25 protein-coding genes and 5 tRNA genes are annotated in these 26,423 nt (G+C 70.9%); 9 read left to right on the forward strand and 21 right to left on the reverse strand.

Features of this window, described 5'->3' with window-relative positions; all coding sequences use genetic code 11:
- Positions 1 to 13 precede the first annotated feature (13 nt).
- Together rsmD and recG are read right to left on the reverse strand one after the other, a co-directional pair.
- Entirely contained in the window at positions 14 to 598 is a 585-nt protein-coding gene (rsmD, locus tag ACLZN2_RS17860; protein ID WP_416979469.1) for a 16S rRNA (guanine(966)-N(2))-methyltransferase RsmD, read from the reverse strand.
- A 97-nt stretch (positions 599 to 695) separates the two neighbouring features.
- On the reverse strand, positions 696 to 2,906 hold the full coding sequence (recG, locus tag ACLZN2_RS17865) for an ATP-dependent DNA helicase RecG (RefSeq protein ID WP_416979470.1): 2,211 nt from the start codon (positions 2,904 to 2,906) through the stop codon (positions 696 to 698).
- Positions 2,907 to 3,073: 167 nt separating this feature from the next.
- Between recG and ACLZN2_RS17870 the strand changes: the two genes are divergently transcribed.
- Positions 3,074 to 4,918, forward strand: coding sequence for an HSP90 family protein (locus ACLZN2_RS17870; RefSeq protein WP_416979471.1), 1,845 nt, complete (start codon positions 3,074 to 3,076; stop codon positions 4,916 to 4,918).
- Positions 4,915 to 7,866, forward strand: a complete 2,952-nt coding sequence (locus ACLZN2_RS17875) for a tetratricopeptide repeat protein (protein ID WP_416979472.1) — start codon at positions 4,915 to 4,917, stop codon at positions 7,864 to 7,866. The genes ACLZN2_RS17870 and ACLZN2_RS17875 overlap by 4 nt, the downstream gene beginning before the upstream one ends.
- Before the next feature lie 11 nt (positions 7,867 to 7,877).
- On the opposite strand, the gene ACLZN2_RS17880 is transcribed toward ACLZN2_RS17875, so the two are convergent.
- Entirely contained in the window at positions 7,878 to 9,575 is a 1,698-nt protein-coding gene (locus tag ACLZN2_RS17880) for a DAK2 domain-containing protein (RefSeq protein WP_416979473.1), read from the reverse strand.
- A 209-nt stretch (positions 9,576 to 9,784) separates the two neighbouring features.
- Here ACLZN2_RS17880 and rpmB point away from each other — a divergent pair, with 209 nt between their 5' ends.
- Complete coding sequence (rpmB, locus tag ACLZN2_RS17885) at positions 9,785 to 9,970, forward strand: 50S ribosomal protein L28 (RefSeq protein WP_003993230.1); 186 nt, start codon at positions 9,785 to 9,787, stop codon at positions 9,968 to 9,970.
- Between the two features lie 119 nt (positions 9,971 to 10,089).
- On the opposite strand, the gene thiD is transcribed toward rpmB, so the two are convergent.
- Together thiD and ACLZN2_RS17895 are read right to left on the reverse strand one after the other, a co-directional pair.
- Entirely contained in the window at positions 10,090 to 10,926 is an 837-nt protein-coding gene (thiD, locus tag ACLZN2_RS17890; protein ID WP_416979474.1) for a bifunctional hydroxymethylpyrimidine kinase/phosphomethylpyrimidine kinase, read from the reverse strand.
- On the reverse strand, positions 10,923 to 11,888 hold the full coding sequence (locus ACLZN2_RS17895) for a thiamine-phosphate kinase (RefSeq protein ID WP_416979475.1): 966 nt from the start codon (positions 11,886 to 11,888) through the stop codon (positions 10,923 to 10,925). Before ACLZN2_RS17895 ends, thiD begins: the two co-directional genes overlap by 4 nt.
- A 242-nt stretch (positions 11,889 to 12,130) precedes the next feature.
- On the opposite strand from ACLZN2_RS17895, the gene ACLZN2_RS17900 reads away from it, so the two are divergent.
- Both ACLZN2_RS17900 and ACLZN2_RS17905 read left to right on the forward strand, forming a co-directional pair.
- The gene (locus ACLZN2_RS17900; protein ID WP_030793842.1) at positions 12,131 to 12,364 is read left to right on the forward strand and encodes an Lrp/AsnC family transcriptional regulator; all 234 of its coding nucleotides are present in this window, start codon (positions 12,131 to 12,133) and stop codon (positions 12,362 to 12,364) included.
- Between the two features lie 20 nt (positions 12,365 to 12,384).
- On the forward strand, positions 12,385 to 12,897 hold the full coding sequence (locus ACLZN2_RS17905) for a DUF3515 domain-containing protein (RefSeq protein ID WP_416979476.1): 513 nt from the start codon (positions 12,385 to 12,387) through the stop codon (positions 12,895 to 12,897).
- A 138-nt stretch (positions 12,898 to 13,035) separates the two neighbouring features.
- On the opposite strand, the gene ACLZN2_RS17910 is transcribed toward ACLZN2_RS17905, so the two are convergent.
- From ACLZN2_RS17910 to ACLZN2_RS17920, 3 genes are read right to left on the reverse strand one after another with little or no spacing between them, the layout of a single operon-like run.
- On the reverse strand, positions 13,036 to 14,193 hold the full coding sequence (locus ACLZN2_RS17910; protein WP_416979477.1) for a D-alanine--D-alanine ligase family protein: 1,158 nt from the start codon (positions 14,191 to 14,193) through the stop codon (positions 13,036 to 13,038).
- Positions 14,194 to 14,252: 59 nt separating this feature from the next.
- Positions 14,253 to 15,263: an NAD(P)H-dependent glycerol-3-phosphate dehydrogenase gene (locus tag ACLZN2_RS17915; RefSeq protein WP_416979478.1), complete on the reverse strand. Its 1,011-nt coding sequence runs from the start codon at positions 15,261 to 15,263 to the stop codon at positions 14,253 to 14,255.
- Positions 15,260 to 16,108 carry a lysophospholipid acyltransferase family protein gene (locus ACLZN2_RS17920; protein WP_416979479.1) on the reverse strand — a complete coding sequence of 283 codons (849 nt, stop codon included), beginning with the start codon at positions 16,106 to 16,108 and terminating at the stop codon, positions 15,260 to 15,262. Before ACLZN2_RS17920 ends, ACLZN2_RS17915 begins: the two co-directional genes overlap by 4 nt.
- Before the next feature lie 168 nt (positions 16,109 to 16,276).
- Here ACLZN2_RS17920 and cofC point away from each other — a divergent pair, with 168 nt between their 5' ends.
- A complete protein-coding gene (cofC, locus tag ACLZN2_RS17925; RefSeq protein WP_416979480.1) occupies positions 16,277 to 16,915 on the forward strand; it encodes a 2-phospho-L-lactate guanylyltransferase in 639 nt (212 codons plus the stop codon).
- Between the two features lie 10 nt (positions 16,916 to 16,925).
- Positions 16,926 to 17,129, forward strand: a complete 204-nt coding sequence (locus ACLZN2_RS17930) for a hypothetical protein (RefSeq protein WP_416979481.1) — start codon at positions 16,926 to 16,928, stop codon at positions 17,127 to 17,129.
- Positions 17,130 to 17,228: 99 nt separating this feature from the next.
- Here the strand turns inward: ACLZN2_RS17930 and ACLZN2_RS17935 are convergent, their stop codons facing one another.
- The 4 genes from ACLZN2_RS17935 to leuC form a co-directional block, all read right to left on the reverse strand.
- Positions 17,229 to 17,888 (reverse strand): HU family DNA-binding protein, encoded by a 660-nt coding sequence (locus tag ACLZN2_RS17935; protein WP_416979482.1) that lies wholly within the window; start codon positions 17,886 to 17,888, stop codon positions 17,229 to 17,231.
- Positions 17,889 to 18,025: 137 nt separating this feature from the next.
- Entirely contained in the window at positions 18,026 to 18,256 is a 231-nt protein-coding gene (locus tag ACLZN2_RS17940) for a hypothetical protein (RefSeq protein ID WP_416979483.1), read from the reverse strand.
- A gap of 266 nt (positions 18,257 to 18,522) precedes the next feature.
- Positions 18,523 to 19,116, reverse strand: a complete 594-nt coding sequence (gene leuD, locus ACLZN2_RS17945; RefSeq protein WP_416979484.1) for a 3-isopropylmalate dehydratase small subunit — start codon at positions 19,114 to 19,116, stop codon at positions 18,523 to 18,525.
- A 6-nt stretch (positions 19,117 to 19,122) separates the two neighbouring features.
- Positions 19,123 to 20,550, reverse strand: coding sequence for a 3-isopropylmalate dehydratase large subunit (leuC, locus tag ACLZN2_RS17950; protein WP_416979485.1), 1,428 nt, complete (start codon positions 20,548 to 20,550; stop codon positions 19,123 to 19,125).
- A 190-nt stretch (positions 20,551 to 20,740) separates the two neighbouring features.
- On the opposite strand from leuC, the gene ndgR reads away from it, so the two are divergent.
- A complete protein-coding gene (ndgR, locus tag ACLZN2_RS17955) occupies positions 20,741 to 21,457 on the forward strand; it encodes an IclR family transcriptional regulator NdgR (protein WP_015036427.1) in 717 nt (238 codons plus the stop codon).
- Positions 21,458 to 21,679: 222 nt separating this feature from the next.
- Here the strand turns inward: ndgR and ACLZN2_RS17960 are convergent.
- The 6 genes from ACLZN2_RS17960 to ACLZN2_RS17985 all read right to left on the reverse strand — a co-directional run bounded on the left by ACLZN2_RS17960 (position 21,680) and on the right by ACLZN2_RS17985 (position 22,977).
- Positions 21,680 to 21,752 (reverse strand) — tRNA-Glu (locus tag ACLZN2_RS17960).
- A 28-nt stretch (positions 21,753 to 21,780) separates the two neighbouring features.
- Positions 21,781 to 21,852 (reverse strand) — tRNA-Gln (locus ACLZN2_RS17965).
- Between the two features lie 21 nt (positions 21,853 to 21,873).
- A tRNA-Glu gene (locus ACLZN2_RS17970) sits at positions 21,874 to 21,946 on the reverse strand.
- Between the two features lie 39 nt (positions 21,947 to 21,985).
- A tRNA-Glu gene (locus tag ACLZN2_RS17975) sits at positions 21,986 to 22,058 on the reverse strand.
- Positions 22,059 to 22,079: 21 nt separating this feature from the next.
- A tRNA-Gln gene (locus ACLZN2_RS17980) sits at positions 22,080 to 22,151 on the reverse strand.
- A gap of 91 nt (positions 22,152 to 22,242) precedes the next feature.
- Positions 22,243 to 22,977 carry an HAD family hydrolase gene (locus tag ACLZN2_RS17985; RefSeq protein ID WP_416979486.1) on the reverse strand — a complete coding sequence of 245 codons (735 nt, stop codon included), beginning with the start codon at positions 22,975 to 22,977 and terminating at the stop codon, positions 22,243 to 22,245.
- Between the two features lie 62 nt (positions 22,978 to 23,039).
- Here ACLZN2_RS17985 and ACLZN2_RS17990 point away from each other — a divergent pair, with 62 nt between their 5' ends.
- Complete coding sequence (locus ACLZN2_RS17990; protein WP_416979487.1) at positions 23,040 to 23,324, forward strand: type II toxin-antitoxin system RelE family toxin; 285 nt, start codon at positions 23,040 to 23,042, stop codon at positions 23,322 to 23,324.
- Positions 23,325 to 23,387: 63 nt separating this feature from the next.
- Here ACLZN2_RS17990 and gltX read toward each other — a convergent pair whose 3' ends face one another.
- The 3 genes from gltX to ACLZN2_RS18005 form a co-directional block, all read right to left on the reverse strand.
- The gene (gene gltX / locus ACLZN2_RS17995; RefSeq protein ID WP_416979488.1) at positions 23,388 to 24,872 is read right to left on the reverse strand and encodes a glutamate--tRNA ligase; all 1,485 of its coding nucleotides are present in this window, start codon (positions 24,870 to 24,872) and stop codon (positions 23,388 to 23,390) included.
- A complete protein-coding gene (locus ACLZN2_RS18000; RefSeq protein WP_416979489.1) occupies positions 24,865 to 25,650 on the reverse strand; it encodes a fumarylacetoacetate hydrolase family protein in 786 nt (261 codons plus the stop codon). The genes gltX and ACLZN2_RS18000 overlap by 8 nt, the downstream gene beginning before the upstream one ends.
- 175 nt (positions 25,651 to 25,825) lie before the next feature.
- On the reverse strand, positions 25,826 to 26,014 hold the full coding sequence (locus ACLZN2_RS18005; RefSeq protein ID WP_416979490.1) for a hypothetical protein: 189 nt from the start codon (positions 26,012 to 26,014) through the stop codon (positions 25,826 to 25,828).
- Positions 26,015 to 26,423 lie beyond the last annotated feature (409 nt).

A 26,423-nucleotide genomic window follows, 5' to 3' on the forward strand; every position in this document is an offset into this window, starting at 1 on the left:
CTCTCCGGTCCGGTCATCGTGCGTCTTCGCACGTAGAGGCGGCGCGACCGTACCAAAACGTTCCCTCGCCGTAGCGACGGGCCCGGAGCGCTTCGAAGCCGTCCGGCCAGTTGAACTCCCCGCCTCTGGTGCTGCGCTCCACGGTGACGAGCGTGTCGGGCGCGAGCCAGCCTCCGGAGCGGAGTGTGAGGAGAATCTCGCGAAGATCGTCGTCGGTGACGGCGTAGGGGGGGTCGAGGAAGACGAGGTCGTACGGCGCGGAGGGCTCCGCCTGGATCACCTGGTGGGCCTTGCCCGCGCGGACCTCGGCGCCGGGGAGGGCGAGGTTTCTGACGTTCTCGCGGATGACTCTGGCCGCGCGGGCGTCGGCCTCGACGAGGAGGGTGTGGCTCGCGCCCCGGGAGAGGGCTTCCAGGCCGACGGCGCCCGAACCGGCGTAGAGGTCGAGGACTCGTTCACCGTCCAGGGGGCCGCCGAGGAGGGACTGCCAGGTGGAGAACAGGCCTTCTCGGGCGCGGTCCGATGTGGGGCGGGTGCCGGTCCCTGGCGGGACTGCTAGGCGGCGTCCGCCGGCTTTGCCGGCGATCACGCGGGTCATCTTTGATCCTTGGTAGGGGGTGGCTACGGATTCAGTGTGGCAGCAGGTCCGTCGTGGTTGCTCGCGCAGTTCCCCGCGCCCCTCAGGGCACTTCCCTTCAGCCCTTTTCCAAGTACTGCTCCCTCTCCTCGTCCAACAAGGCGTCCAGGGCTGTCCGCAGGCCGGGGAGTCCCGTCAGCTCGGGATCGGCCGCCACCACGTTCACCGCCTCCTCCCTCGCCTCCGCGATGACCTCCTCGTCCTCGATCACCGCCAGGACGCGGAGCGACGTGCGGGCGCCGGACTGGGCCTGGCCGAGGACGTCGCCCTCGCGGCGTTGTTCGAGGTCGAGGCGGGAGAGTTCGAAGCCGTCGAGGGTGGAGGCGACGGCGTTCAGGCGCTGGCGGGCGGCGCTGGCCTCGGGCATCTCGGTGACCAGGAGGCAGAGGCCGGGGGCGGAGCCTCGGCCGACGCGGCCGCGGAGCTGGTGGAGCTGGGAGACGCCGAAGCGGTCGGCGTCCATGATCACCATGGCGGTGGCGTTCGGGACGTTGACTCCGACCTCGATGACGGTCGTGGCGACCAGGACGTGGGTGTCCCCGGCGGCGAAGCGGCGCATGACCGCGTCCTTGTCGTCGGGGGGCATGCGGCCGTGGAGCACCTCGACCGTGAGGCCGCGCAGGGGGCCTTTGCCCAGTTGGTCGGCCACGTCCAGGACGGCCAGCGGGGGGCGCTTCTCGGCCTCGTCCTCCGCGGACTTCTTCGCCTTCTTCGGGTCGGCGGGTTCGTCGATGTCGTCGCCGATGCGCGGGCAGACGACGTACGCCTGGTGGCCGTTCTGCACCTCCTCGCGGACCCGTTCCCAGGCGCGGGCCAGGAAGTGGGGCTTGTCGGCGGCGGGGACGACATGGCTGGCGATGGGTGAGCGGCCGGCCGGGAGCTGGTCGAGGACGGAGGTCTCGAGGTCGCCGAAGACCGTCATCGCGACCGTGCGCGGGATGGGGGTGGCCGTCATGACGAGGAGGTGCGGGGGCTGTTTGCCCTTGCCGCGCAGGGCGTCGCGCTGTTCGACGCCGAAGCGGTGCTGCTCGTCGACCACGACCAGGCCCAGGTCGTGGAACTGGACCTTGTCCTCGATCAGCGCGTGCGTGCCGATGACGATTCCGGCCTCGCCGGTGACGAGGTCGAGCAGGGCCTGGCGGCGGGCGGCGGCGCCCATGGAGCCGGTCAGCAGCACGACCTTGGTCGCCTGTTCGGCACCGCCCAGCATGCCGCCCTCGGCCAGCTCGCCCATCATCTCCACGATCGAGCGGTGGTGTTGCTGGGCGAGGACCTCGGTGGGGGCCAGCATGGCGGCCTGCCCCCCGGCGTCGACGACGGCGAGCATGGCTCGTAGGGCCACCATGGTTTTCCCGGAACCCACCTCTCCCTGAAGCAGCCGGTGCATCGGATGCTCCGTCGCCAGGTCGTCGAAGATCTCCCTGGAGACCTTCTGCTGACCCTCCGTGAGGGTGAAGGGGAGGCGGTCGTCGAAGGCGGTGAGGAGGCCGTCGGGAGAGGGGCGGCGCGGGACCGCCGGGAGTTGGGCGTCGGCGTGGCGGCGGCGGGCGAGGGCGACCTGGAGGACGAAGGCCTCGTCCCACTTCAGGCGGGCGCGGGCGTCGGCGATGTCGGCCTTGGTGTGCGGGCGGTGGATCTTGAGGAGGGCCTCGGGGAGGCTGACCAGGCCGCGGCCCTCGCGGAGGGTGGGCGGGAGGGGGTCGACGGCCTCCTGGACGTTGGGCAGGACGGTCTGGATCGCCTTGCCGATCTTCCAGGACTCCAGTTTGGCCGTCGCCGGGTAGAGGGGGATCAGGGCGCCTGCCCAGGTCTCGACCGTCTCGTCGCTGTCGCCGCGCAGCAATTCGTAGGCCGGGTGTGCCAGTTGGAGGCGGTGGTTGAAGACGGAGACCTTGCCGGCGAACATCGCGCGGGTGCCCGGCAGGAGTTCCTTGTGGGGTTTGCGGACGCCGTTGCCGAAGAAGACCAGCTGGAGTCGGCCACTGCCGTCGGTGATGGTGACTTCCAGCCGTTGGCCCTTGCCTCGGGGGGCCTTGGTGGAGGCGAAGGTGAGCAGGCGGGCGTCGGCGACCATGGCGACCACCGTGACGTGCTCGTCCATGGGGAGGTCGGCCAGGTGGGTGAGCTGGCCGCGCTCCTCGTATCTGCGGGGATAGTGGTGCAGGAGGTCGCCGACGGTGTGCAGGCCGAGGTGCTCGGCCATCACCTTCGCGGTCGGTGGGCCGAGCACGTTCTTCAGCGGTTCTTCGAGTGCGGGCACGAGATCCATTGCACACCACACCACTGACATTGCTCGATACGTGTCCTGAAACCCCTGGTCAGACGGCTCGTTCGGGCTCTAGGATGGCGCGCCTCCGGCCATCATCCGCGGTTACCGCCCCACCGGGACCGCCCGACCCCGCGCCGTGCTCGTCCCCACTTCGCGGCGCTGCAGCGATGGACTCCCAGACCTCACAGTCATCCCAGGCATCACCGTCACCTCATACGTTCCAGGTCGACCTGCGTGGTCTGGTGGACCTGCTGTCCCATCACCTCTACTCCAGCCCCAAGGTCTATCTGCGGGAACTGCTGCAGAACGCCGTGGACGCGATCACCGCCCGGCGGGCCGAGGAGTCCGGCGCCCCGGCACGGGTGCGGCTGCACGCGTCGGGCGGGACGCTGCGGGTGGAGGACTCCGGCATCGGGCTCACCGAGGCCGATGTGCACACCCTGCTGGCGACCATCGGGCGCAGCTCCAAGCGGGCGGAGGGCCTGCAGGAGGCGCGGTCCGACTTCCTGGGGCAGTTCGGTATCGGGCTGCTGGCCTGTTTCGTGGTCGCCGAGCGGATCCGGGTGGTCAGCCGCAGTGCCCGTACGCCCGCGGCGCCGCCCGTGGAGTGGACGGCGCGCGACGACGGTTCGTACACCGTGCGGACGCTGCCGCACGACGAGCGGCCCGAGCCGGGCACCACCGTGCAGCTGGTGGCGCGGGCCGGAGCGGGGGAGTGGCTCACCGAGGAGCGGGTGCTGAAGCTGGCACGGGACTTCGGCTCGCTGCTGCCGTACGACGTCCGGGTGGGCGACGAGGCGGTCACCGATCTGCCGGCGCCCTGGGACCGGCCGTACCCCTCCCCCGCCAACCGGCGGGTGGCTCTGGCCCGGCACTGTCGTCAGCTGTTCGGGTTCACGCCGTTGGACACGATCGAACTCAGCGTGCCGCTGGCGGGGATCCGCGGGGTGGCGTACGTGCTGCCCGCGGCGGTGAGTCCGGCGCAGCGGGCCACGCACCGGGTGCATCTGAAGGGCATGCTGCTGACCGAGCGGGCCGAACAGCTGCTGCCCGACTGGGCGTTCTTCGTGCGGTGCGTCCTGGACACGGACAGCCTGCGGCCCACGGCCTCGCGCGAGGCGCTGTACGAGGACGAGACGCTGGCCGCCGTACGGGAGGCGCTCGGGGAGCGGATCCGGTCGTGGCTGACCGGGCTCGCGGCGGGTGATCCGGAGCGGCTTTCGGCCTTCCTGGCCGTGCACCATCTGGGCGTGAAGTCGCTGGCGCGGCACGACACGGAGATGCTGCGGACCATGCTGCCGTGGCTGCCGTTCGAGACGAGCGACGGGCGGCTGTCGCTGGAGGAGTTCGCGCAGCGGCACCCGGTGGTGCACTTCACGCGGACCGTGGAGGAATACCGGCAGGTCGCGCCGATCGCGGCCGCGCAGGGCGTGGGTGTGATCAACGGCGGTTACACGTACGACAGCGAGCTGGTCGAGGCGCTGCCGTCGGTGCGGCCGGGGACGGTGGTCGCCGAGCTGGACGCGGACACCGTGACGGCGCATCTGGACGCGGTGGACCCGGCGGAGGAGCTGGCGCTGTCGGGGTTCCTGGCGGCCGCGCGGGCGAAGCTCGACCCGCTCGGCTGTGACGTGGTCCTGCGTGCCTTCCATCCGCTGGCCGTGCCCGCGCTGCATCTGGACGACCGGTCGGCGCGGCACGAGCAGGCGCGGGCCGAGGAGGAGGCGCAGGCCGACGACCTGTGGGCGGGCATCCTGGGCTCGCTGCGCGGCGGTGCCCCGCGCGCGCGTCTGGTGCTGAACCATCTCAACCCGCTGATCCGGAGGATCAGTTCGCTGCGGGAGGCGGAACTGATCGGCACCGCCACGGAGTCCCTGTACGGGCAGGCGCTGCTGATGGCGCAGCGGCCGTTGCGGCCCGCTGACTCGGCCCTGCTGAACCGGGCGTTCATCGGCCTTCTGGAATGGGCCACGCACGGGGAGTCCGCACACGGGGAGGACGGCCACCGATGAGTGAGATCAGGGACTTCGACTCGCTCCGCCGGGCGATGGCGGAGAACGGCGAGCAGCCGGAGGGTCCGGCTCGCAACGCGCGCGCGGAGCAGCTGCTGGCCGAGGCCGAGAAGCTGAACATCCCGCTGGCGGTGATCGAGGCGCTCGGGCACCAGCTGAAGGTCTACAACTACAGCTCCGAGAAGGACAAGATGTTCGTCCCGTTCGCGCGGCTGCTGCGCATGTGGGACGAGCGGCCCGGGGACTTCGACGACTACGAGACGCATTCCCTGCACTGGGTCTTCAAGTGGATGTCGGCCGGGATGCTCGACCAGCCGCACGTTCCGCTGGCGTCGGTGGAGAAGTGGCTGGGCGAGATGGAGCACCGCTACCGGCTCGCCGGGCACTCCGAGCGCGCGGTGCGCAGTGCCGAGTTCAGTGTGGCCGCGCATGTGGGGGACGTCCCGCGCGCGGAGCGGGCGTTCGCCGCCTGGCTGGCCGCGGACCGGGACGCGATGGCCGACTGTCACGCGTGCGAGCTGCACGGGCAGGGCTGGTGGCATGCGGAGCGGGGCCGGGACGAGGAGGCGCTTTCGCTGTGGGCGCCGGTCCTGGAGGGTGAGTACGCGTGTGCGCACGAGCCGCACACGGTGCTCGCCTCGTCCCTGGTGCCGCTGCTGCGGCTGGGCCGGGTGGAGGAGGCGCGCGCCGGTCATCTGCGGGGCTTCCGGCTGGTGCGGCCGATGGAGAGCATGCGGGGCGCGTACGCCGACCATGTCGAGTTCTGCGCGCTGACCGGGAACGAGGCGCGGGGTCTGGAGCTGCTCGCGGAGCGGCCGGCGTACTTCACGGACGACGGGCATCCGCGCAGCAAGCTGGAGTTCCTGAGTGTCGTGGTGCTGCTGATGGAGCGGCTTTCGGGGCTGGGTCTGGGCGGGCAGCGGGTGCCCGGTCCGGCCGGGCGGGACTGGACGGCCGACGGACTGGCCGCCCACGCGCGCGTGGAGGCGCTGGCGCTGGCGGCGCGGTTCGACGAGCGCAACGGCACTCAGTACGTCAGTGAGCGGGCACGCGCGCGTATGGCGCAGCGTCCGCTGGTGGAGCGGCTGCCGCTGGGGGTGCGTGCGGTACGGCCGGCCGCGGTGGGCGTGCCGGCCCCGGCCGTGGTGCCGGAGGCGGCGGAGCTCGGTCTGCCGGAGCTGCTCGCCGAGGCCCGGCGGTTGTCGGACACCCTGCGGCCGGAGGCCGTGGAGGCGTGGGCGGCGGTCGCGCGGGCGGCCGAGGGCGCGGACGGCGTGGAGCTGGACGCGCGCGACCGTGCGGAGATCGTCGAGCACGAGGCGATCGCGCTGGGCCCGCAGGGTGCGGAAACGTTCGAGCGGGCCGCGGAGCTGTACGCGGAGGCGGACGACCCCGGGGAGGCGCTGGCGGCACGCGCGCGTGGGGCGTACGTCCGCGCGCTCGCCGGGGAGGACGCCGGCGAGGCGCTGGCGGCCGTGGCCGGCCCGTACGACGAGGTGCTCGCGCTGTACGCCGAGAGCGGCACCCGGGTGCGGCAGGCGGCGGGTGTGCTGATGGCGCGGGCGCGGATCCTGATGCGGCGCGTCCACGAGGCCGACGGGCCGATGGCGGAAACGGTTCTGGCGGAGGCGGAGGCGGCCGTACGGGAGCTGCTCGCGCTCGTCGAGGGGCGCACCGGGGACGACGTACGGCTGATCGCGCGGCTCGCCGAGGGGCACGCGATGCTCGGGGAGCTCGCCACGCAGTCCGGGGACGTCGAGGCGGGCGCGCGGTTGTTCGCACGGGCCGCCGCGGAGTTCACCGGGGCGGGGCTGCCGTGGTTCGCCTGTGAGTACGAGGCCCGGCTGGCGGGTCTCGCGCACCATCTGGGCGACATGGTGGAGGCGGAGCGGGCGCTGCGGGCGGCCCTGGAGCACGGCGGGCCCGTTCTGGAGCCGGTCGGGCGGGCCCAGCTGCATCTCCAGCTCGCCGAGGTCGTCGGGGAGCGGGGGCAGGCGGCGGAGGCCGCGGAGCACGCCCTGGAGGCGGCGCACTGGGCCGACGAGGCGGGCGAGGGCCCGACGTTCGGCGCCTGGGCGCGGCACCAGCTCGGTGGCTACCTGGTCCGGCTGGGGCGCTGGGCCGAGGCCGCGGAGGTGCTGGAGTCGGCGCTGGCCGACCTGCGCGCCGAGACGCACGGTGACGGGGCGGTCGTCCAGACGCAGTGGTGGCTGGGCGACTGTCTGAGCGAGCTGGGCGAGCACCGGGACGCCGCCGAACGCCGGCTCCAGGCGGCCGAGATCGCCCGGCACTGGCCCGAGCAGCACGACCACGCGACCCTCGCGCATCTGGCCGCCGAGTCCCTCGGCCAGGCGGGACTGCAGGACGAGGCGGACCACGCGTACGCGCGCGCGGGTGAGCTGTGGCGCGCTCTGGGCAATGTGCACGGTCTGGTGCGTTCCCTGCGCGCCCGCGCGTGGCTGGCGCTGCGCACCGAGGACGGGACGGAGGGGGCGCGGGCGCTGATGGCCGGCGCGGTGGAGGAGTGCGTGGACGCGCTCGCCATGGCGGAGGAGGACGAGGAGGCGCGGCTGCGGCTGGTCGCCGAACTCGGCCACACCCACCGTCAGTTCGGGGACCTGCTGGCGCGCTCGGCGCCCGAGGACGCCGACGACGACTCGATCCGGGACGCGCTGGAGGAGGCGTTGTCGCAGATGGCGGAGGCGGTCGCGGTGTTCGTCGCCCTGGACGGCGACGCGCTGCACGCCCGTACCGGCGCCGAGCTGGCCGCGGGCTGGCTGGAGACCGACCTGGGGCGGCCTGAGGCGGCTGCGGGACGCGCGCGTGCGGTGCTGCGGGCCTACGCGGAGGTGGACGGCGACGAGGACGAGGACGACGGGACGGTGGAGGGCCGGCGGGCCGAGGCGGAGCAGTTGTTGCAGGTGGCGACGGAGCAGGAGGATCGTTGAACGATCCCCCGCTACTCCACGCCGATCAGCAGCAACGCCCCCTGGCGTCCCCCGCGGTACACCACGGTGTCGACGGCGAGGTACGCCTCCCGCACCCGTGACTCCAGGTGCTCGGCGATGCCCTCGGGGGCGTCGTCGCCGAGCACCAGGGTGACCAGCTCGCCGCCCGCCGACAGCATGCGGTCCAGGGTGGACTCGGCGGTGGCGGTGACGTCGGCGCCGATGACGGCGACGTCACCGTCGATGAGCCCGAGGACGTCGCCGGCCTGGCAGATGCCGGCCATGGTCCACGACTGGCGCTCGGCGACGGCGACCTCGGCGTAGCGGGTGGCGCCGGCCGCGGAGGTCATGGAGACGACGTCCTCGTCGAAGCGGCGGTCCGCCTCGTGCACGGCGAGCGCGGCGATGCCCTGCACGGCGGAGCGGGTGGGGATCAGCGCCACCCGGATGCCCTCGGAGCGGGCCTGCTCGGCGGCCGCGGCGGCGGTGTGCCACAGATCGGCGTCGTTGGGCAGCAGGACGACCTCGCGCGCGTGGGCCCTTCGTACGGCCTCCACGAGTTCCCCGCTGGCGGGCGGCTCCCCGGGGCGGGCGAGGACCGTGGTCGCGCCGGCCTCGGTGTACAGCCCGGCCAGACCCTCGCCCGGCACTACGGCGACGACGGCCCGCTGGACACGCTCGCGGACCGGACGTTCCCCCACGCGCGCGTGGGCGTCACCGGCGCCGAAGTGGGTGATGCGGATCCGGTACGGCCGTCCGGCCTCGACGCCCGCCTCGACGGCGGCGCCGGCGTCGTCCACGTGGACATGGACGTTCCACAGGCCGTCGCCGCCGACCACGACGAGGGAGTCCCCGAGGGCGTCCAGCCGCTGCCGCAGCCGGGCGACGGCCGCGTCCTCGGCCTCCAGGAGGTAGATCACCTCGAAGGCGGGCCCGCCCTCACCGCCCGCCGCGTCGGCGCAGTCCGCGGTGCCCGGTTCCGGACCAGCCTCCACACGCGCGTGCACCGCGCCCACGGAGAACCCGGAAACCCCGGAGAACACCGGTGCCTCGCCCGTGAACGTCTCCACCAGCGCCGCGAGGACCGCGACCAGTCCCCGCCCGCCGGCGTCGACCACCCCGGCGTGCTCCAGGACGGTCAGCTGGGCCGGGGTCGCGGCCAGGGCCACGCACGCCCCCCGGTAGGCGGAGCGGGCAACGGCCCCGCAGTCCCCCTCGGCGCCCTCGGCCGCGTCGGCGGCGGCCGAGGCGACCGAGAGGACGGTGCCCTCGACGGGGTGGGCGACGGCCTGCCGGGCGGAGTCGGCGGCCCGCCGCAGGGCCAGCCGCAGCCGGTCCCCGTCGGTGTGAGGGGCCTCACCCTCGGTGGCGAGTACCTGGGCCATGCCGCGCAGGAGCTGGGCGAGAATCGTCCCCGAGTTCCCGCGCGCCCCTATGAGCGCGCCGTGCGCCATCGCGCGCGCGGCGTCGGCGAGGGACGGACTGCGCATCGCCGTCGGGGCGGCTTCGTACCCCGCGAACACGGCTTCCACGGCGGTCGCGGCGGACTCGACGGTGAGATAGAGGTTGGTGCCGGTGTCGCCGTCCGCGACGGGGTACACGTTGATCGCATCGATCTCCTCGCGCGCGCGGCCCAGCGCCGTCAGCGCGAGTGAGCACCAGGTGCGCACCGCGAGAGCATCGAAGAATGTCTGCGGCACCTGCGCCACCTGCGCCTCCCTGAGCTGCTGGACTGCACGCAGCGTAGAGCAGCCGTGGTAGTTTCGTTCTACTGGCGCAGTCGTTGTATGCTGCTCCGGTTGCCCGATCCAATCGGGCCGTTCCCCTGGCTACGCCACTCAGATCTCTGATCCTGCGATCTCGATCCCGGCACGCCGGGATCCAACCGTAAGTGCATCTGAAGTCTTTGGAGTGACCCGTGGCTGCCAACTGCGACGTCTGCGGCAAGGGGCCGGGCTTCGGCAACAACATCTCGCACTCGCACCGCCGTACGTCCCGCCGCTGGAACCCGAACATCCAGCGTGTGCGTACCGTGGTCGGCGGGACGCCGAAGCGCGTGAACGCTTGCACCTCGTGCATCAAGGCCGGCAAGGTCTCGCGCTGACGCACAGCTAAGCGCGCGGCCATGCTGGTTCGCTGCATCTGGCCGGTCCACCTCGGTGGGCCGGCTTTTTGCTGTACCTGACAACGCTGTACCTGACCACAGGGTGCCGGCGACGAACATCAGGCTCCCGGAGTACCCGAAGCCGGAGTACCCGAAGTCCCCGGAGTACGGCGTGTGAGGGACCAGCCGTGGTCCACGGGGCCGATTCCGCCGCCGAGCGCGAAGCCTGCGGCGATCGCCCCGGTGACGTACTCCTTGGCCGCCGTCACGGCCTCCGGCACGGACCGCCCCCGCGCGAGGTGCGAGGCGATCGCGGAGGCGAGGGTGCAGCCCGTGCCGTGCGTGTGCCGGTTGTCGTGGCGCGGCGCGCGCAGCCAGTGCTCCTCGGTGCCGTCGGTGAGCAAGTCCACGGCGTCGCCGGGGAGATGGCCGCCCTTGACCAGCACCCAGCGCGGTCCGTACGCCAGGACGGCGGCCGCGGCCTCCCGCAGCTGGTCCTCCGACTCGACCTGTACGCCGGTGAGTTGGGCGACCTCGTCGAGGTTCGGGGTGGCGACGGTCGCGGCCGGGAGCAGTCTGGTGCGGACGGAGTCCAGCGCGGAGGCGGCCAGCAGCGGGTCGCCGTGCTTGGAGACGCCCACGGGGTCGACGACAGCCGGCGCCGCCGTGTCCGCGATCAACTCGGCCACAGCCTCGACTAGTCGGGCGGAGGCGAGCATCCCGGTCTTCACGGCCTGGACGCCGATGTCGTCGACGACGCTGCGGTACTGGGCCCGCACCGCCTCGACCGGTAGTTCCCAAGCACCCTGCACGCCCAGGGAGTTCTGCGCGGTGACGGCGGTGACGACGCTCATGCCGTGCACACCGAGCGCGAGCATCGTCTTCAGGTCGGCCTGGATGCCCGCGCCGCCGCCGGAGTCGGACCCGGCGACCGTGAGCACCCTCGGCAGACTCATGACTCCATGTCCCCGAAGTGGTCCCAGCCGCCCTGCCGGGTCCAGGGCGCCCCGTCGACGGTCACCTGGGGCAGCACGGAGGGGTTGAGGACCTCGCCGATCACCTTCCAGCGGGCGGGCAGCTTCACGTCCGGCGGGAAGGTCGCCACGATCGCGTGGTCCTCTCCCCCGGTCAGCACCCACTGGATGGGGTCGACGCCGACGGCCGAGCCGATGTCGTTCATCTGGGTGGGGATGTCTATGGCACCCGAGCGGATGTCGATACGGACCTTGCTGGCCTCGGCGATGTGCCCGAGGTCGGCGATCAGTCCGTCGCTGACGTCGCACATCGCGGTCGCGCCGAGCGCGGCGGCGGCCGGGCCCGCGTGGTACGGCGGCTCGGGGCGGCGGTGGGCCTCGACGAAGGCGCGCGGCGAGCGGAAGCCCCGGGAGAGGACCGCGTACCCGGCGGCGGACCAGCCGAGCCAGCCGGTCACCGCGACGAGGTCGCCGGGCTGGGCCCCGGCCCGGGTCACCGGCTCCTGGTTGCGCAGATCGCCGAGCGCGGTGATCGACACCATGATCGTGTCGCCCCGTACGACGTCGCCGCCGACCACGGAGGCACCGGCCACCTGGCACTCGTCGCGGATACCGTCCATCAGCTCGCTCGGCCAGGTCACTGGCAGTTCGGCGGGCACGACGAGGCCGAGCAGCAGCGCGGTCGGCACCGCGCCCATGGCGGCGATGTCGGCCAGGTTCTGGGCGGCGGCCTTGCGGCCGACGTCGTAGGCGGTGGACCAGTCGCGGCGGAAGTGCCGGCCCTCCAGCAGGATGTCGGTGCTGGCCACGACCCGGCGGTCGGGCGCGGCCACCACCGCGGCGTCGTCGCCGGGGCCGACGCGTACCGCCGAGGTGGTGGTGAGACGGGAGGTGAGCTCCCTGATGAGCCCGAACTCCCCGAGCTCACCAACAGTGCCCTTCATTACCCTTTCGCCCCTTCTGTCCCTGTCCGTGCCCGGTCGCGCAGCACCAGTGTCCTCGATACGGTCGAAGGGGCCGACACGGCCCACCCGACCGGGACGGCCGACATGACCGTCAACCTCTGCCATCCCTGTACCACGGCACGGGGGCCGTGCTCCCCGCGGGTCTCCCCGTGGCGCGCGGCGACGCGATACCGTGGCGTTCCTTTTCCCCACATGATCCTCGTGGCCGCCCTGGAGGTTCCGTGGTACAGGCGTACATCCTGATCCAGACGGAGGTCGGCAAGGCGTCGACCGTCGCCGAGGAGATCAGCAAGATTCCTGGAGTCGTCCAGGCCGAGGACGTGACGGGTCCGTACGACGTGATCGTGCGGGCCCAGGCCGACACGGTGGACGACCTCGGACGACTGGTGGTCGCCAAAGTCCAGCAGGTGGACGGGATCACCCGCACCCTGACCTGCCCGGTCGTGCATCTGTAGCCCCCGTCTACCCTTGGCCGGTGAACCTTTTCCGTCACCGGCTCAGTGGTCTGCCCGCCCGTCTGCCCGCCCTCGTGCTGCTGTGCGCCGCCGCGGGCTGCTCCTCGGCAGACGACAGCGCGTCGGCGGCGGTTCCCAGTCCCACGGCGAAGACCGTGAAACTGTGCCGGAACCTGGACCGGGCACTGCCGTCGAAGGTGGACGGTCAGAGCCGCCGGGATCCCGAGCCCGCTTCCGCGCTGACCGCGGGCTGGGGGGACCCGGCGATCATACTGCGCTGCGGTGTGGAACGGCCGCCGAAGATGGTGGACCCCGAGGTCGCCCAGGGCCGGGACGCGGATGCCGTGGCCGGCGGTGTGAACGGCGTCGACTGGTTGATGGAGAAGCGGGACGGCGGGGGGTACCGCTTCACCACCGCCAGCCGTAGTGCGTACGTCGAGGTGACGGTGCCGGAGGGGGTGGACAGTTCTTCGGTGCTGATCGACTTGGCGTCGGGCATCAAGGAGGCTGTGCCGGTGGGGATCGCCGACTGAGCGCCGTGGTTGCTGCGCTCGTCTGTCGGGCGCGGGCCGTGCGTGGTTCTCGCGCCCACGCGGCGGAGCCGCATATCGACACAGCCCCGCGCCCCTAGGTGGGCTCCCCTCGGGTGGGTTACCTGAGGCTCGGGTGGGCTACCTGAGTCCCGTTGAGCGGCGCAGCGCCGCCTGGATCAGCCTGTCCACGAGTTCCTCGTAGCTGATGCCGCTCGCCTGCCACATCGCCGGGTACATCGAGATCGGGGTGAAGCCCGGCATGGTGTTGATCTCGTTGATGACGAAGTCGCCCTCCTCCGTGAGGAAGAAGTCGGCGCGGACCAGGCCCTCGCAGGAGGCCGCCTCGAAGGCTTCCACGGCGAGCCTGCGGACCTCGGCGGTCTCCTCGGGGGTGAGGGGCGCGGGAACGATTCCGGGGGTGGAGTCGATGTACTTCGCCTCGAAGTCGTAGTACGCGTGCGCGTCCGGCGGCGGGATCTCGGCCGGGACGGAGGCCCGCGGGCCGTCCTCGAACTCCAGGACGCCGCACTCGATCTCACGGCCCCGTACGGCCGCCTCGACAAGGATCTTCGGGTCGTGGCGCTGGGCCTTGGCGATCGCCTCGTCCAGGCCGGACAGGTCGTCGACCTTGGTGATGCCGATCGACGAGCCCGCGCGCGCGGGCTTCAGGAACAGCGGCCAGCCGTGCTCGCCGGCAAAGTCGATGATCTTCTTGCGGGCGGCCGACTCGTCCTGCTGCCACTCGCGGGGCCGGATCACCACGTACGGGCCGACCTTGAGCCCGAAGGAGGTGAACACCCGCTTCATGTACTCCTTGTCCTGGCCGACGGCCGAGGCGAGCACACCCGAGCCGACGTACGGGACGCCGGAGAGCTCCAGCAGGCCCTGGAGGGTGCCGTCCTCGCCGTAGGGGCCGTGCAGGACGGGGAAGACGACGTCGACCTCGCCGAGCGCCTTGGGCACCGATCCCGGCTCGCTGTAGACGACTTCACGGTTGGCGGGGTCGACGGGGAGCACCACGCCGCCCTCCCGCGATTCGGCGAGCGCGTCGATGTCGGGCGTACGGCGGTCGGTGATCGCCATGCGCTCCGGGTCGTCGGCGATGAGGGCCCAGCGCCCGTCCCGGGTGATACCGATCGGCAGGACCTCGTACTTGGTCCGGTCGATGGCCTTCAGGACGGCGCCGGCGGTGACCACGGAGATCCCGTGTTCGGAGCTGCGGCCACCGGACACGACGGCCACACGCGGCTTGCGAGACGGCTGCTCGGGGCTCTGGGGGAGGTTCTCGGTGCTCATATCGGCACGAGAGTACCCGGTGGTAGGGCCGGGAGGCAGCGTCCACCCACCGAGTTCGCTCAGCGTCGTTCGGGCTTCGCGCTGCGCGACATCAGCTCCTTGAGGGCGACGACCGGCGGCTTGCCCTCGTGGACGATGTCTACGACCGTCTCGGTGATGGGCATGTCGACGCCGTGCCGGCGGGCCAGATCGGCCACCGACTCGCAGGACTTGACGCCCTCGGCGGTCTGCTTGGTGACCGCGATGGTCTCCTTCAGGGTCATGCCCTTGCCGAGGTTGGTGCCGAAGGTGTGGTTGCGGGAGAGAGGCGAGGAGCAGGTCGCCACCAGGTCGCCGAGGCCCGCGAGTCCGGAGAAGGTGAGCGGGTCGGCGCCCATGGCCAGGCCCAGGCGGGTGGTCTCGGCGAGTCCGCGCGTGATGAGGGAGCCCTTGGCGTTGTCGCCGAGGCCCATGCCGTCCGCGATGCCGACGGCCAGACCGATCACGTTCTTCACCGCGCCGCCCAGCTCGCAGCCGACCACGTCGGTGTTGGTGTACGGGCGGAAGTACGGGGTGTGGCAGGCGGTCTGCAGCTTCTGGGCGACGGTTTCGTCGGTGCAGGCGACCACGGAGGCGGCCGGCATCCGGGAGGCGATCTCACGGGCCAGGTTGGGTCCGGTGACGACGGCGACGCGGTCCCGGCCGACCTTGGCCACGTCCTCGATCACCTCGCTCATCCGCATGGTCGTGCCGAGTTCGACGCCCTTCATGAGGGAGACGAGGACGGTGTGCGGGGCGAGCAGCGGGGTCCACTCGGCGAGGTTGGCGCGCAGGGTCTGCGAGGGGATCGCGAGGACGGTGAAGTCGGCGCCGCGGGCGGCCTCGGCCGGGTCGGCGGTGGCGCGGAGGTTCTCGGGGAGTTCGACGCCGGGCAGGTAGTCCGGGTTGGTCCGGGTGGAGTTGACCGCGTCGGCGAGTTCGGGGCGGCGTGCCCACAGCGTCACCTCGCAGCCCGCGTCGGCGAGGACCGTGCCGAAGGCGGTCCCCCAGGATCCGGTACCGAAGACGGCCGCCTTGACGGGCTTGCTCACTTGCTCTTCTCCCCCTCGTGACTGGGCTCCGCACCGGCCTGCGCGCTGATCTGCGCGCTCGTCTGCGCACTGGTCTGCACGCTCGCCTGCGCACCGGTCTGCGCGCTGGTCTCCGCCTCGGTGCGGCGCCGCTGCTCGATCCGTTCCTGACGCGGATCGTAGGGCGTCTCGGGCGCCTTCTCGCCGCGGATCTCCTCCAGCTGGCGGGTGATGGCGGCCATGATGACCTCGGTGGCCTCCTTGAGGATCTCCGCGGTCACCTCCCGGCCGTAGAAGCGCGAGAGGTCGACGGGCGGGCCGGCGAGCACATGGTGGGTCTTGCGCGGGAGGAGACGGGGCTTCGTGCTGTACGGCGGCAGCAGTTCGTTGGCGCCCCACTGGGCGACGGGGACCACGGGGCACTTGGTCTGCAGGGCGACCCGCGCGGCGCCGGTCTTGGCCGTCATGGGCCACAGGTCCGGGTCGCGGGTGATGGTGCCCTCGGGGTAGAAGGCGACGCACTCGCCGCGCTCCACCGCGTCGATCGCGGCCCGGAAGGCGCTGAGGGCGTCCGTGGACTCGCGGTAGACGGGGATCTGCCCGGTGCCGCGCATCGCGGCGCCGACGAACCCCTTCTTGAAAAGCCCGCTCTTCGCGAGGAATCGCGGCACCCGTCCGGTGTTGTACTGGTAGTGCGCGTAGGCGAAGGGGTCGATGTGGGAATTGTGGTTCACCGCGGTGATGAATCCACCCTCGGCCGGAATGTTCTCCATTCCTCGCCAGTCCCGCTTGATCAGAACCACCAGCCAGGGTTTGCAGAGGACCGCTGCGAAGCGGTACCAGAAGCCGATTCTGCGGCGGGGCACGCGGACACCTTCCCTCTGGGACTTCTGTCGGGGCTTCTCTTCGGAGCCTGTGAGCCGCACAAGTGTCGCGCCAGGCCGCCGGTCTGTCGAGAACACCGTACGCCCGGCACGTCGGCGTGCCGATGGGCCGGGTGACAATGGCCGCGACGAGAGAGGGACGGTACGCCGGTGCAGTGGACCTTGGTCATACCCCTGAAGCCCTTGGCCCTGGCCAAGAGCAGGCTCGCGGACACCGCCGGGGACGGGTTGCGCCCGGGTCTCGCCCTCGCGTTCGCCGAGGACACGGTGGCGGCGGCGCTGGCCTGCACGGCCGTAGGGGATGTGGCGGTCGTCACGGACGACGTGCCGGCCGGGCACGCACTGGCTGCCCTGGGGGCCCGGATCGTGCCCGACGAGCCCCGCACCGGCCTGAACGCGGCGCTGGCACACGGGGCGGCCTTCGTACGGCGGACGCGTCCCGAAACCCCCCTCGCGGCGCTCAACGCCGACCTTCCGGCGCTGCGCCCGCTGGAATTGACCCGCGTCCTGGACGCGGCGGCGGAATTCCCGCGCGCATTTCTCGCCGACGCCGCGGGAATCGGCACCACTCTGCTGGCGGTCTCGGCCGACCGTGAATTGTTTCCCGCATTCGGGCCGGATTCCCGTGTGCGGCATCGCGCGTCGGGAGCCGAGGAACTCCGCCTCACGGCAGTCGATTCGGTACGCCAGGACGTGGACACCGGCGAGGACCTGCGTACGGCGATGACGCTGGGCGTGGGCCCCCGGACGGCCGCCGCGGCGGCGCGGTTGCTGGGGATCGGGCAGTAGGCTGCGAGTCATGCAGGCGACCGCATACACGTACGACCCCGACACACGCAGCGGGCAGGTGCTGCTGGACGACGGCACCCCGGTGCCCTTCGACGCGCGGGCGTTCGACGCGGGCGGGCTGCGGCTGCTGCGGCCGGGGCAGCGGGTGCGGATCGAGGTGGAGGGGCCGAAGGACAGCCCGAGGATCACCCTGGTGACGCTGCAGACCTTCTGAAGCGGCTGCCAGGGGCCCTCAGAGCCCTGAACACGCCGCGGGCCGGGCTCCGTGAGGGAGTCCGGCCCGGCGCGTGGGTGCCCGTGCTGCCGTCGTTCTCTACGACTGGCGGGCGGTGGCCTTCTTGGCGGTGGCGGTCTTGCGCGCGGTCGACTTCTTGGCCGGGGCCTTCTTGGCGGTGGCCTTCTTCGCCGGGGTGGTCTTCTTCGCGGCGGCCGACTTGGCGGTGGTGGTCTTCTTGGCGGCGGCCGTGGTCTTCTTCGCCGCGGCGGTCGTCTTCTTCGCGGTGGTCTTCTTGGCGGCGGCCGTGGTCTTCTTCGCGGCCGCCGTCGTCTTCTTCGCCGCCGCGGTGGTCTTCTTCGCGGCGGCGGCCTTGGTGGTGGCCCTCTTCGCGGCGGCCTTCTTGACCGTGGCGGCGGCGCCGCCGGTCAGACTGCCCTTGGGGGCCTTCTTGACGGCGACCTCGCCGCCGCGCGGCAGCTTCTTGGAGCCGCTCACCAGGTCCTTGAAGCCCTGGCCTGCGCGGAAGCGCGGCACGGACGTCTTCTTGACCCGAACACGCTCGCCCGTCTGGGGGTTGCGAGCGTAGCGGGCCGGCCGGTCGACCTTCTCGAACGAACCGAAGCCGGTGACCGAGACCCGGTCCCCGGCGACGGTCGCGCGGACGATGGCGTCCAGGACCGCGTCGACCGCGTCGGCGGCCTGCTGGCGGCCGCCCAGCTTGTCGGCAATCGCTTCTACGAGCTGCGCCTTGTTCACGTCTTCCCCTTCGGAGACCTCGCCAGAACGAAAGTGTTCAAGCTTTTTCGCACGTTAGGCAGATATATACCGCAAATCAAACACGAAACGGGCTAATCACCCTTGTGCCGCAACGAACTCGGCTGTTCCGGAGGCGATCAACGCTCCTCTTCGGGCATTCGCCCCTCTTCGAGGTCCGTCATGAACCGCTCCAGTCGCCTTGTCGCATCGGCGAGATCGTGCTTGGCCGCGGCCGTAATGACCAGCAGCTTCCGGGTCAGCGCCATCCGTACGCCCTCCGGGACTTGCAGTGCGCGCACCGCTGCGTGCGCTTCCTTGAGCAGGTTCGCGACCGCCGTATAGAGCTCGAGTTGGCCGTCGTGTTCCATGCACAGATTGTGCCATCTGGGGCGAGTTGTCGCCCGCCCAGGGGGCAACTGCTGCCTCAAACGGCCGTCCGGGCACTGACGGAGGTCACGTCCACAGAGGGCGCGTACCCCGGCAATCACCGCTCTAACGTGGGAAGTTGGGAGGAACAGCGAAGGTTCGGGGGCGCACGGGAGCCCGGACACGGCTGTACCCCCGATCGGACCGATCGGGGGTACAGGAGGGATGTTGGGCTGGCCGAAACTCGACTTGTCCCGGGCCTCTCGGATCAGACCTGGAGCGTCCTCGGCTTGTAGGACGGGCGCTTGGCCTCGTACGCGGCGATGTCCGCCTCGTTCTGCAGGGTGATGGAGATGTCGTCCAGCCCGTTCAGCAGCCGCCAGCGGGAGTTCTCGTCCAGCTCGAAGGAGGCGGTGATGCCCTCGGCGCGCACCTCGCGGGCCTGGAGGTCGACCGTGATCTCGGCCTGCGGGTCGCTCTCCGTGAGCTCCCACAGCGCGTCCACGATCTTCTGCTCCAGGACCACCGTGAGCAGGCCGTTCTTCAGCGAGTTGCCGCGGAAGATGTCGGCGAAGCGGGAGGAGATCACGGTCTTGAAGCCGTAGTTCTGCAGCGCCCAGACGGCGTGCTCACGGGAGGAGCCGGTGCCGAAGTCGGGGCCGGCGACCAGGACGGTCGCCCCCTGCCGCTCGGGCTGGTTGAGGATGAAGGACGAGTCCTTGCGCCAGGCCTCGAACAGCCCGTCCTCGAAACCGTCCCGCGTGACCTTCTTGAGCCAGTGAGCAGGGATGATCTGGTCGGTGTCGACGTTGGAGCGGCGCAGCGGGACGGCCCGGCCGGTGTGCGTGGTGAATGCTTCCATGACTGATCAGACTCCAGCGGGCGCGGGGGTGTCGGCGGACAGGTCGGCCGGGGAGGCCAGGTGGCCCAGGACGGCCGTGGCGGCCGCGACCTGCGGCGACACCAGGTGCGTACGACCGCCCTTGCCCTGCCGGCCCTCGAAGTTGCGGTTGGAGGTGGAGGCGGAGCGCTCTCCGGGGGCCAGCTGGTCGGGGTTCATGCCGAGGCACATCGAACAGCCCGCGTGCCGCCATTCGGCGCCGGCCTCCTTGAAGACGACGTCCAGACCCTCGGAGACGGCCTGCAGACCGACCCGGGCGGAGCCGGGGACGACCAGCATCCGTACGCCGTCGGCGACTTTGCGGCCCTTGATCAGATCGGCGGCGGCACGCAGGTCCTCGATACGGCCGTTGGTGCAGGAGCCTACGAAGACGGTGTCCACCTTGATGGAGCGCAGCGGCTGTCCGGCCTCCAACCCCATGTACTCCAGGGCCTTTTCGGCGGCGAGGCGCTCCGAGGCGTCTTCGTACGAAGCGGGGTCGGGGACGTCCGCCGAAAGCGGCGCGCCCTGGCCGGGGTTGGTGCCCCAGGTGACGAACGGCGACAGCGCGGCGGCGTCGATGACGACCTCGGCGTCGAACTCGGCGTCCTCGTCCGTCTTCAGCGTCTTCCAGTACGCGACGGCGGCGTCCCAGTCCTCGCCCTCGGGGGCGTGCGGGCGGCCCTTGAGGTAGTCGAAGGTGGTCTGGTCGGGGGCGATCATGCCCGCGCGGGCGCCGGCCTCGATCGACATGTTGCAGATGGTCATCCGGGCCTCCATCGAGAGCTTCTCGATGGCGGAGCCGCGGTACTCCAGGACATAGCCCTGGCCGCCACCCGTACCGATCCTGGCGATGATCGCCAGGATCAGGTCCTTGGCGGTGACGCCGTCGGGCAGCTCGCCGTCGACCGTGATCGCCATGGTCTTGGGGCGGACCAGCGGCAGCGTCTGGGTGGCCAGCACATGCTCGACCTGCGAGGTGCCGATGCCGAACGCCAGGCCGCCGAAGGCGCCGTGCGTGGAGGTGTGGGAGTCGCCGCAGACGACGGTCATGCCCGGCTGGGTCAGACCCAGCTGCGGGCCCACCACGTGGACGACGCCCTGCTCGACGTCGCCGAGCGGGTGCAGCCGCACGCCGAACTCGGCGGCGTTCTTGCGCAGCGTCTCCAGCTGGACCCGGGAGACCGGGTCGGCGATCGGCTTGTCGATGTCGAGGGTCGGGGTGTTGTGGTCCTCGGTCGCGATGGTCAGGTCGAGCCGGCGCACCTGGCGACCGCTCTTCCGCAGCCCGTCGAAGGCCTGGGGGCTGGTCACCTCGTGCAGCAGGTGCAGATCGATGAAGAGGAGGTCGGGCTCGCCCTCGGCGCGCCGGACGACATGGTCGTCCCAGACCTTCTCCGCGAGTGTCCTACCCATCGCTTTCCCTCCGGCCGGCAATGACGCACCGGCCCAACTAGAGATCTTGTGGAGGCGACGCCCTCGGGCCCCTGCTCCCGGGCACCCGCCGCCAGGCCCGTCGGTCTTCGGGCCGCCATGCGTCCAAGGGTTGCGCGTCTCACGGAAAAATGAACTTGCGTTTCACAGAGTGAGACGGGAATATCGTTTCATGGACAACAGTAGCGGCGTGGGCGTTCTGGACAAGGCAGCCCTTGTCCTGAGCGCCCTGGAGTCCGGTCCGGCCACCCTCGCGGGACTGGTCGCGGCCACCGGACTCGCACGACCCACGGCCCACCGACTGGCCGTGGCCTTGGAACACCACCGTATGGTGGCGCGCGACATGCAGGGCCGTTTCATCCTCGGACCTCGTCTCGCGGAACTCGCGGCGGCGGCGGGCGAGGACCGCCTCCTCGCGACGGCGGGCCCGGTGCTCACCCACCTCCGTGACGTGACCGGCGAGAGCGCGCAGCTCTACCGCCGCCAGGGCGACATGCGCATCTGCGTCGCCGCGGCGGAACGCCTGTCCGGCCTTCGGGACACGGTCCCGGTCGGCTCCACGCTCACGATGAAGGCCGGTTCCTCGGCGCAGATCCTCATGGCCTGGGAGGAGCCGGAGCGCCTCCACCGCGGTCTCCAGGGCGCCCGCTTCACCGCGACCGCTCTGTCCGGCGTACGCCGCCGCGGCTGGGCCCAGTCCATCGGCGAGCGCGAGCCGGGCGTGGCCTCGGTCTCGGCCCCGGTGCGCGGCCCGTCCAACCGCGTGGTGGCCGCCGTATCCGTCTCGGGCCCGATCGAACGCCTCACCCGCCACCCGGGCCGCATGCACGCCCAAGCGGTCATCGACGCGGCAGCCCGCCTGTCGGAAGCCCTACGCCGCACCGGCTGAACAAGACATCCGACACCAGGGCCGGCCTCAACGCCGCGGCAGGCCCTGGCGAGGGTGACTTCTGCACAAGGGCTCAGGTGTCCAACCTCAAGGGGCGCGGGGCTGTTTCGATATGCGGCTCCGCCGCGTGGGCGCGACCGCCCCCACAAGCCCGCACTCGCCATACAACGGAAATGGCCCCCCACCTCAGCGATTCGGCTGAAGCGAAGGGCCATCGTCCCGTACCCCCGACCGGATTCGAACCGGCGCTACCGCCTTGAGAGGGCGGCGTGCTAGGCCGCTACACAACGGGGGCATGGACACTGCGTTTCCGCAGGTCCGAGCTGGTCTACCTGGACTCGAACCAAGACTAACTGAACCAGAATCAGTCGTGCTGCCAATTACACCATAGACCAATGTGGTTTAGACCAGTTCAGTACCCCCGACCGGATTCGAACCGGCGCTACCGCCTTGAGAGGGCGGCGTGCTAGGCCGCTACACAACGGGGGCCCTAGCGGTTCCGAGGTGATCCTGCGTGATCGGAACCAGTACCCCCGACCGGATTCGAACCGGCGCTACTGCCTTGAGAGGGCAGCGTGCTAGGCCGCTACACAACGGGGGCTTTGCAGATGAGCTCTGCGAGCTGGCCTACCTGGACTCGAACCAAGACTAACTGAACCAGAATCAGTCGTGCTGCCAATTACACCATAGGCCACTGGAACGCAAGCCCCAGAGGGGATCTTGTTCTAGTTTCGCGCTTCGGATTTCCGGCCTTCCGGCCCGCTCCCCTCGGCGCAGGAAGAACATTACCCGAAGGTGGACGGCGCTCCAAAACGGGTATCCGCGCCGAGGATGGCGGGGAGTTCGGCGAGGGTGGCGATCCGGTGCCGACCGGAGGGGAGCTCGACGGCCGCCGTACCGCCGTAGCGGTCGATCCACACGGACAGCAGACCGGCGTCGGCGGCGCCCTGCCCGTCGATCTCGGGGTGGTCGCCGACGTACGCCACCTGGTGCGGGGCCAGCTCCAGGGCGTCGCAGGCGGCGAGGAAGGCGGCGGCCTCCGGCTTGGACACGCCCAGCTCGGCGGCGCACAGGATGGTCTCGAAGCGGTCGTGCACCCCGAGGACGCGCAGCTTGTGGTCCTGGACGGTGAGGCTGGAGTTCGAGAGCACCGCGTGCCGGTGGCTGGCGGCGAGTGCGTCCAGGACGGGCAGCACGTCCGGGAACAGCGCCCAGGCGCCCTCGTAGTGCCTCATGTACCGCCGGAACCAGCCGTCGGCCTCGGCATCCGTCAGCTCCGGCCGGCCCAGGAACACCCGTACCCGGTCCCGCCTCTGCCCCTCGAAGGTGATCTCGCCCGCCGAGAACCGCGCCCACTGCTGATCGGTGACCTCCCGCCACCGGTCCAACGCCCGCTCCGCGCTCCCGTACCCCTCCAGCAGCCCCTCGGCCACCAGATGCCCCCGCATACCCTCCCGGTCCGCGGTCGTGTAGTCGAAAAGAGTGTCGTCCACGTCCCAGACCACGGCGCGAATGCTCATGATCCGACGGTAACGCGAGGCACGGGGGCCTGTCCCCCGATCCGGACTGGCACGCTTGAGCCATGAGCGAGTACCGAGTCCAGTTCACCGTCGAGGCCCGCGCGGCCTACGACGGCCTGCCCGGCGAGCGTCGAGCCCAGTTGGACAAGGCCGTGCGGATACTGGCGCGTGACCCCTTCCGCAAGGTCGCGACCGCGCCGCTCGGGCCCGACGAACACCTGCGCAAGGCCTATGTGGCTCCCGGCATGATGCTGGAGTACATGGTCGCCGGCGCCGTCATGGTCGTCGTCGTCCTGGAGATCTTCGACGAGTTCGCATACCTGATCGACGAGGACGACGCCGTCTGACGCGAACGCCCGAGGGGCGGCGCCCGGGGTCTCCGGGTGCCGCCCCTCGCGTGTGCCTGCGGGTTACGCCGCCAGCCTCGCCAGGGCCGCGTCAATCCGCGCCAGCGTCTTCTCCTTGCCCAGGATCTCCAGGGACTCGAAGAGGGGGAGGCCGACGGTGCGGCCGGTGACGGCCACGCGGACCGGGGCCTGGGCCTTGCCGAGCTTGAGGCCGTGGGCCTCGCCGGCGGCCAGGACGGCCTCCTTCAGGGACTCGGCCGAGGTCCAGTCGGCGGACTCCAGCTTCTCGCGGGCCGTGCGCAGCAACGCGTCCGAGCCCTCCTTCATCGCCTTCGTCCAGGACGCCTCGTCGGAGACCGGCTCCGTGAGGAACAGGAAGTCGACGTTGTCGGTGATCTCGGAGAGGACCTTCAGGCGGGTCTGGGCGTGCGGAGCGATCGCCTCCCACTTCGCCTCGTCGAAGTCCTCCGGGGCCCAGGGCGCGAACGGCGCCCTCAGCCAGGGGGCGCAGCGCTCCGTGAAGTCCTTCACGTCGAGCATGCGGATGTGGTCGCCGTTGATCGCCTCGCACTTCTTCAGGTCGAAGCGCGCCGGGTTGGGGTTGACGTCCGCGATCTCGAAGGCCGCGATCATCTCGTCCAGCGTGAAGATGTCCTGGTCGGCGGAGAGGGACCAGCCGAGCAGCGAGAGGTAGTTGAGCAGGCCCTCGGGGAGGAAGCCGCGCTCGCGGTAGAGGTTGAGGGACGACTCCGGGTCGCGCTTGGAGAGCTTCTTGTTGCCCTCGCCCATCACGTACGGCAGGTGGCCGAAGGACGGGGTCTCCTTGGCGACGCCCAGCTCGATCAGCGCCTTGTACAGGGCGATCTGGCGCGGGGTGGAGGAGAGCAGGTCCTCGCCGCGCAGGACGTGGGTGATCTCCATCAGGGCGTCGTCGACCGGGTTGACGAGCGTGTAGAGCGGGGCGCCGTTCGCGCGGACGATGCCGTAGTCGGGCACGTTCTCCGGGGTGAACGTCAGCTCGCCGCGGACCAGGTCCGTGAAGGTGATCGTCTCGTCGGGCATCCGGAAGCGGACGATCGGCGCGCGGCCCTGGGCCTCGTACTCCTCGACCTGCGCCTCGGTGAGGTCGCGGCAGTGGCCGTCGTAGCCGGACGGCCTGCCGGCGGCGCGGGCGGCCTCGCGGCGGGTGTCCAGCTCGTCCTGGGAGCAGTAGCAGCGGTAGGCGTGGCCGGCGTCCAGCAGCTTCCGGGCGACATCGGCGTAGATGTCCATGCGCTGCGACTGGCGGTACGGCGCGTGCGGGCCGCCGATCTCGGGGCCCTCGTCCCAGTCGAAGCCCAGCCAGCGCAGCGAGTCGAGCAGCTGGTCGTAGGACTCCTCGGAGTCGCGGGCCGCGTCGGTGTCCTCGATGCGGAAGACCAGGGTGCCCTGGTGGTGCTTGGCGAACGCCCAGTTGAACAGGGCGGTGCGGACCAGGCCCACATGGGGGTTACCGGTGGGGGAAGGACAGAAACGTACGCGGACGGGTGAGCCGGGTGCGCTAGCCACGCTTGACAACCTTGTTGGTGAGAGTGCCGATGCCTTCGATGGTGACGGCGACCTCGTCGCCGACAGCCAGGGGGCCGACCCCTGCCGGGGTGCCCGTGAGGATCACGTCGCCGGGGAGCAGCGTCATGGCCTCGGTGATGTTGACGATCAGATCCTCGATGGAGTGGATCATCTCGCTGGTGCGGCCGAGCTGGCGCTGCTGCCCGTCGACCGTGAGCTGGATCGTGAGGTCGGACGCGGTGGCGAGGTCCAGGTCCGTCTCCACCCAGGGGCCGAGCGGGCAGGAGGTGTCGAAGCCCTTGGCCCGCGCCCACTGCTTCTCGCGCCGCTGGACGTCCCGTGCGGTGACGTCGTTGGCGCAGGTGTAGCCGAAGATCACGTCCGCCACGCGCTCGCGCGGGACCTCGCGGCACATCCGGCCGATCACGACCGCGAGCTCGGCCTCGTGGTGCAGTTCCTCGGAGAACGGCGGGTACTGGATGTCGTCCCCGGGGCCGATCACCGAGGTGGACGGCTTGAAGAAGGCGAACGGGGCGTCCGGCACCTCGTTGCCCAGCTCGCGCGCGTGCTCGGCGTAGTTGCGGCCGAAGGCCACCACCTTGTTGGGCAGGACGGGCGGGAGCAGCCGGACCTTGCTCAGCGGCACCTTCGTGCCGGAGAGCTCGAATTCCGTGAACGGGATGCCCTTGATGATGTCGAGGACGAGCTCGTCCGGCTTGTCGCCCTCGACCGCGCCGAAGGCGACGTTGCCGTCGATGGAGAACCTGGCGATGCGCACGGGTTGGTTGACCCCTTGAGCTGGCTGGAGTGTGACGCTCCAGGCTAACGCGGAAGGGCGTCCCCGGCCGGGGACGCCCTTGACATCCGTGTGCGGCCGCCTTGAGCATTCGGCGGCCGGTGCGCGTATCACTCCGCGGAGATCGGTGAAGATCTCGTGGATCTCTGCGAAGGATCTACTCCGCGACGGAGGCCGCGACGGGGGCCTCCATGAGGATGGTGCGCTTGGGGTTGGCAGTCTGGGCCGGCAGGTCGGCGGCGTGCTCCGGCTGGTCCGGGAGCTGCAGTTCGTCGGCGTCCTTGAGGTGCGCCAGCGTCGTGCGTCGCGGGTTGGCGATCTTGTGGAACATCGTCGTCGTCTTCACTGTTGTACGTGGCCCTGTCTGCTCGTGGTGCCGGGTTGTCGGATATGCCATCCCTGTAAAGCGTCAGGCTAAACACGCGATTCCTGGGTAACTCGTGAAGGCGGCATGATCAGCGTGTGAGTTTGCTCACGAATCGACGACCAAAGCGGTCAAACCGTGTCGGCGATCGACCACTGAGAAACGGACATTGGCCCCCTGAAGCACTCATTCCGCTCCTGATCATCGCGACTGGGACACCTGCCACGCCCTGGCACTTCGCACCCTTACGCCCGCTTTATGCGGGAACCTTTTCTACGTCCCGTAACGTTCCCCTCACGCGCTGTCACGCATGTCACAGCCCGGCCAACACACCTTGTTGGAGATCCGGCACTGTGCTGGAATCTCACGCACCGCCGCTGGATCGAACCGG

It is taken from the genome of Streptomyces sp. T028, from assembly GCF_048159505.1.
GTDB lineage: Bacteria > Actinomycetota > Actinomycetes > Streptomycetales > Streptomycetaceae > Streptomyces.

What these genes read in the sequence shown, in the direction of transcription:
- ACLZN2_RS17875 (WP_416979472.1), top strand. Translation starts at nt 4,915, where the DNA reads ATGAGTGAGATCAGGGACTTCGACTCGCTCCGCCGGGCGATGGCGGAG.
- leuC (WP_416979485.1), bottom strand. Translation starts at nt 20,550, where the DNA reads ATGGGTAGGACACTCGCGGAGAAGGTCTGGGACGACCATGTCGTCCGG.
- ACLZN2_RS17910 (WP_416979477.1), bottom strand. Translation starts at nt 14,193, where the DNA reads ATGAGCACCGAGAACCTCCCCCAGAGCCCCGAGCAGCCGTCTCGCAAG.
- thiD (WP_416979474.1), bottom strand. Translation starts at nt 10,926, where the DNA reads ATGAGTCTGCCGAGGGTGCTCACGGTCGCCGGGTCCGACTCCGGCGGC.
- ACLZN2_RS17985 (WP_416979486.1), bottom strand. Translation starts at nt 22,977, where the DNA reads ATGAGCATTCGCGCCGTGGTCTGGGACGTGGACGACACTCTTTTCGAC.
- ACLZN2_RS17870 (WP_416979471.1), top strand. Translation starts at nt 3,074, where the DNA reads ATGGACTCCCAGACCTCACAGTCATCCCAGGCATCACCGTCACCTCAT.
- recG (WP_416979470.1), bottom strand. Translation starts at nt 2,906, where the DNA reads ATGGATCTCGTGCCCGCACTCGAAGAACCGCTGAAGAACGTGCTCGGC.
- ACLZN2_RS17930 (WP_416979481.1), top strand. Translation starts at nt 16,926, where the DNA reads ATGCAGGCGACCGCATACACGTACGACCCCGACACACGCAGCGGGCAG.
- ACLZN2_RS17990 (WP_416979487.1), top strand. Translation starts at nt 23,040, where the DNA reads ATGAGCGAGTACCGAGTCCAGTTCACCGTCGAGGCCCGCGCGGCCTAC.
- leuD (WP_416979484.1), bottom strand. Translation starts at nt 19,116, where the DNA reads ATGGAAGCATTCACCACGCACACCGGCCGGGCCGTCCCGCTGCGCCGC.
- ndgR (WP_015036427.1), top strand. Translation starts at nt 20,741, where the DNA reads ATGGACAACAGTAGCGGCGTGGGCGTTCTGGACAAGGCAGCCCTTGTC.
- ACLZN2_RS17940 (WP_416979483.1), bottom strand. Translation starts at nt 18,256, where the DNA reads ATGGAACACGACGGCCAACTCGAGCTCTATACGGCGGTCGCGAACCTG.
- rsmD (WP_416979469.1), bottom strand. Translation starts at nt 598, where the DNA reads ATGACCCGCGTGATCGCCGGCAAAGCCGGCGGACGCCGCCTAGCAGTC.
- ACLZN2_RS17895 (WP_416979475.1), bottom strand. Translation starts at nt 11,888, where the DNA reads ATGAAGGGCACTGTTGGTGAGCTCGGGGAGTTCGGGCTCATCAGGGAG.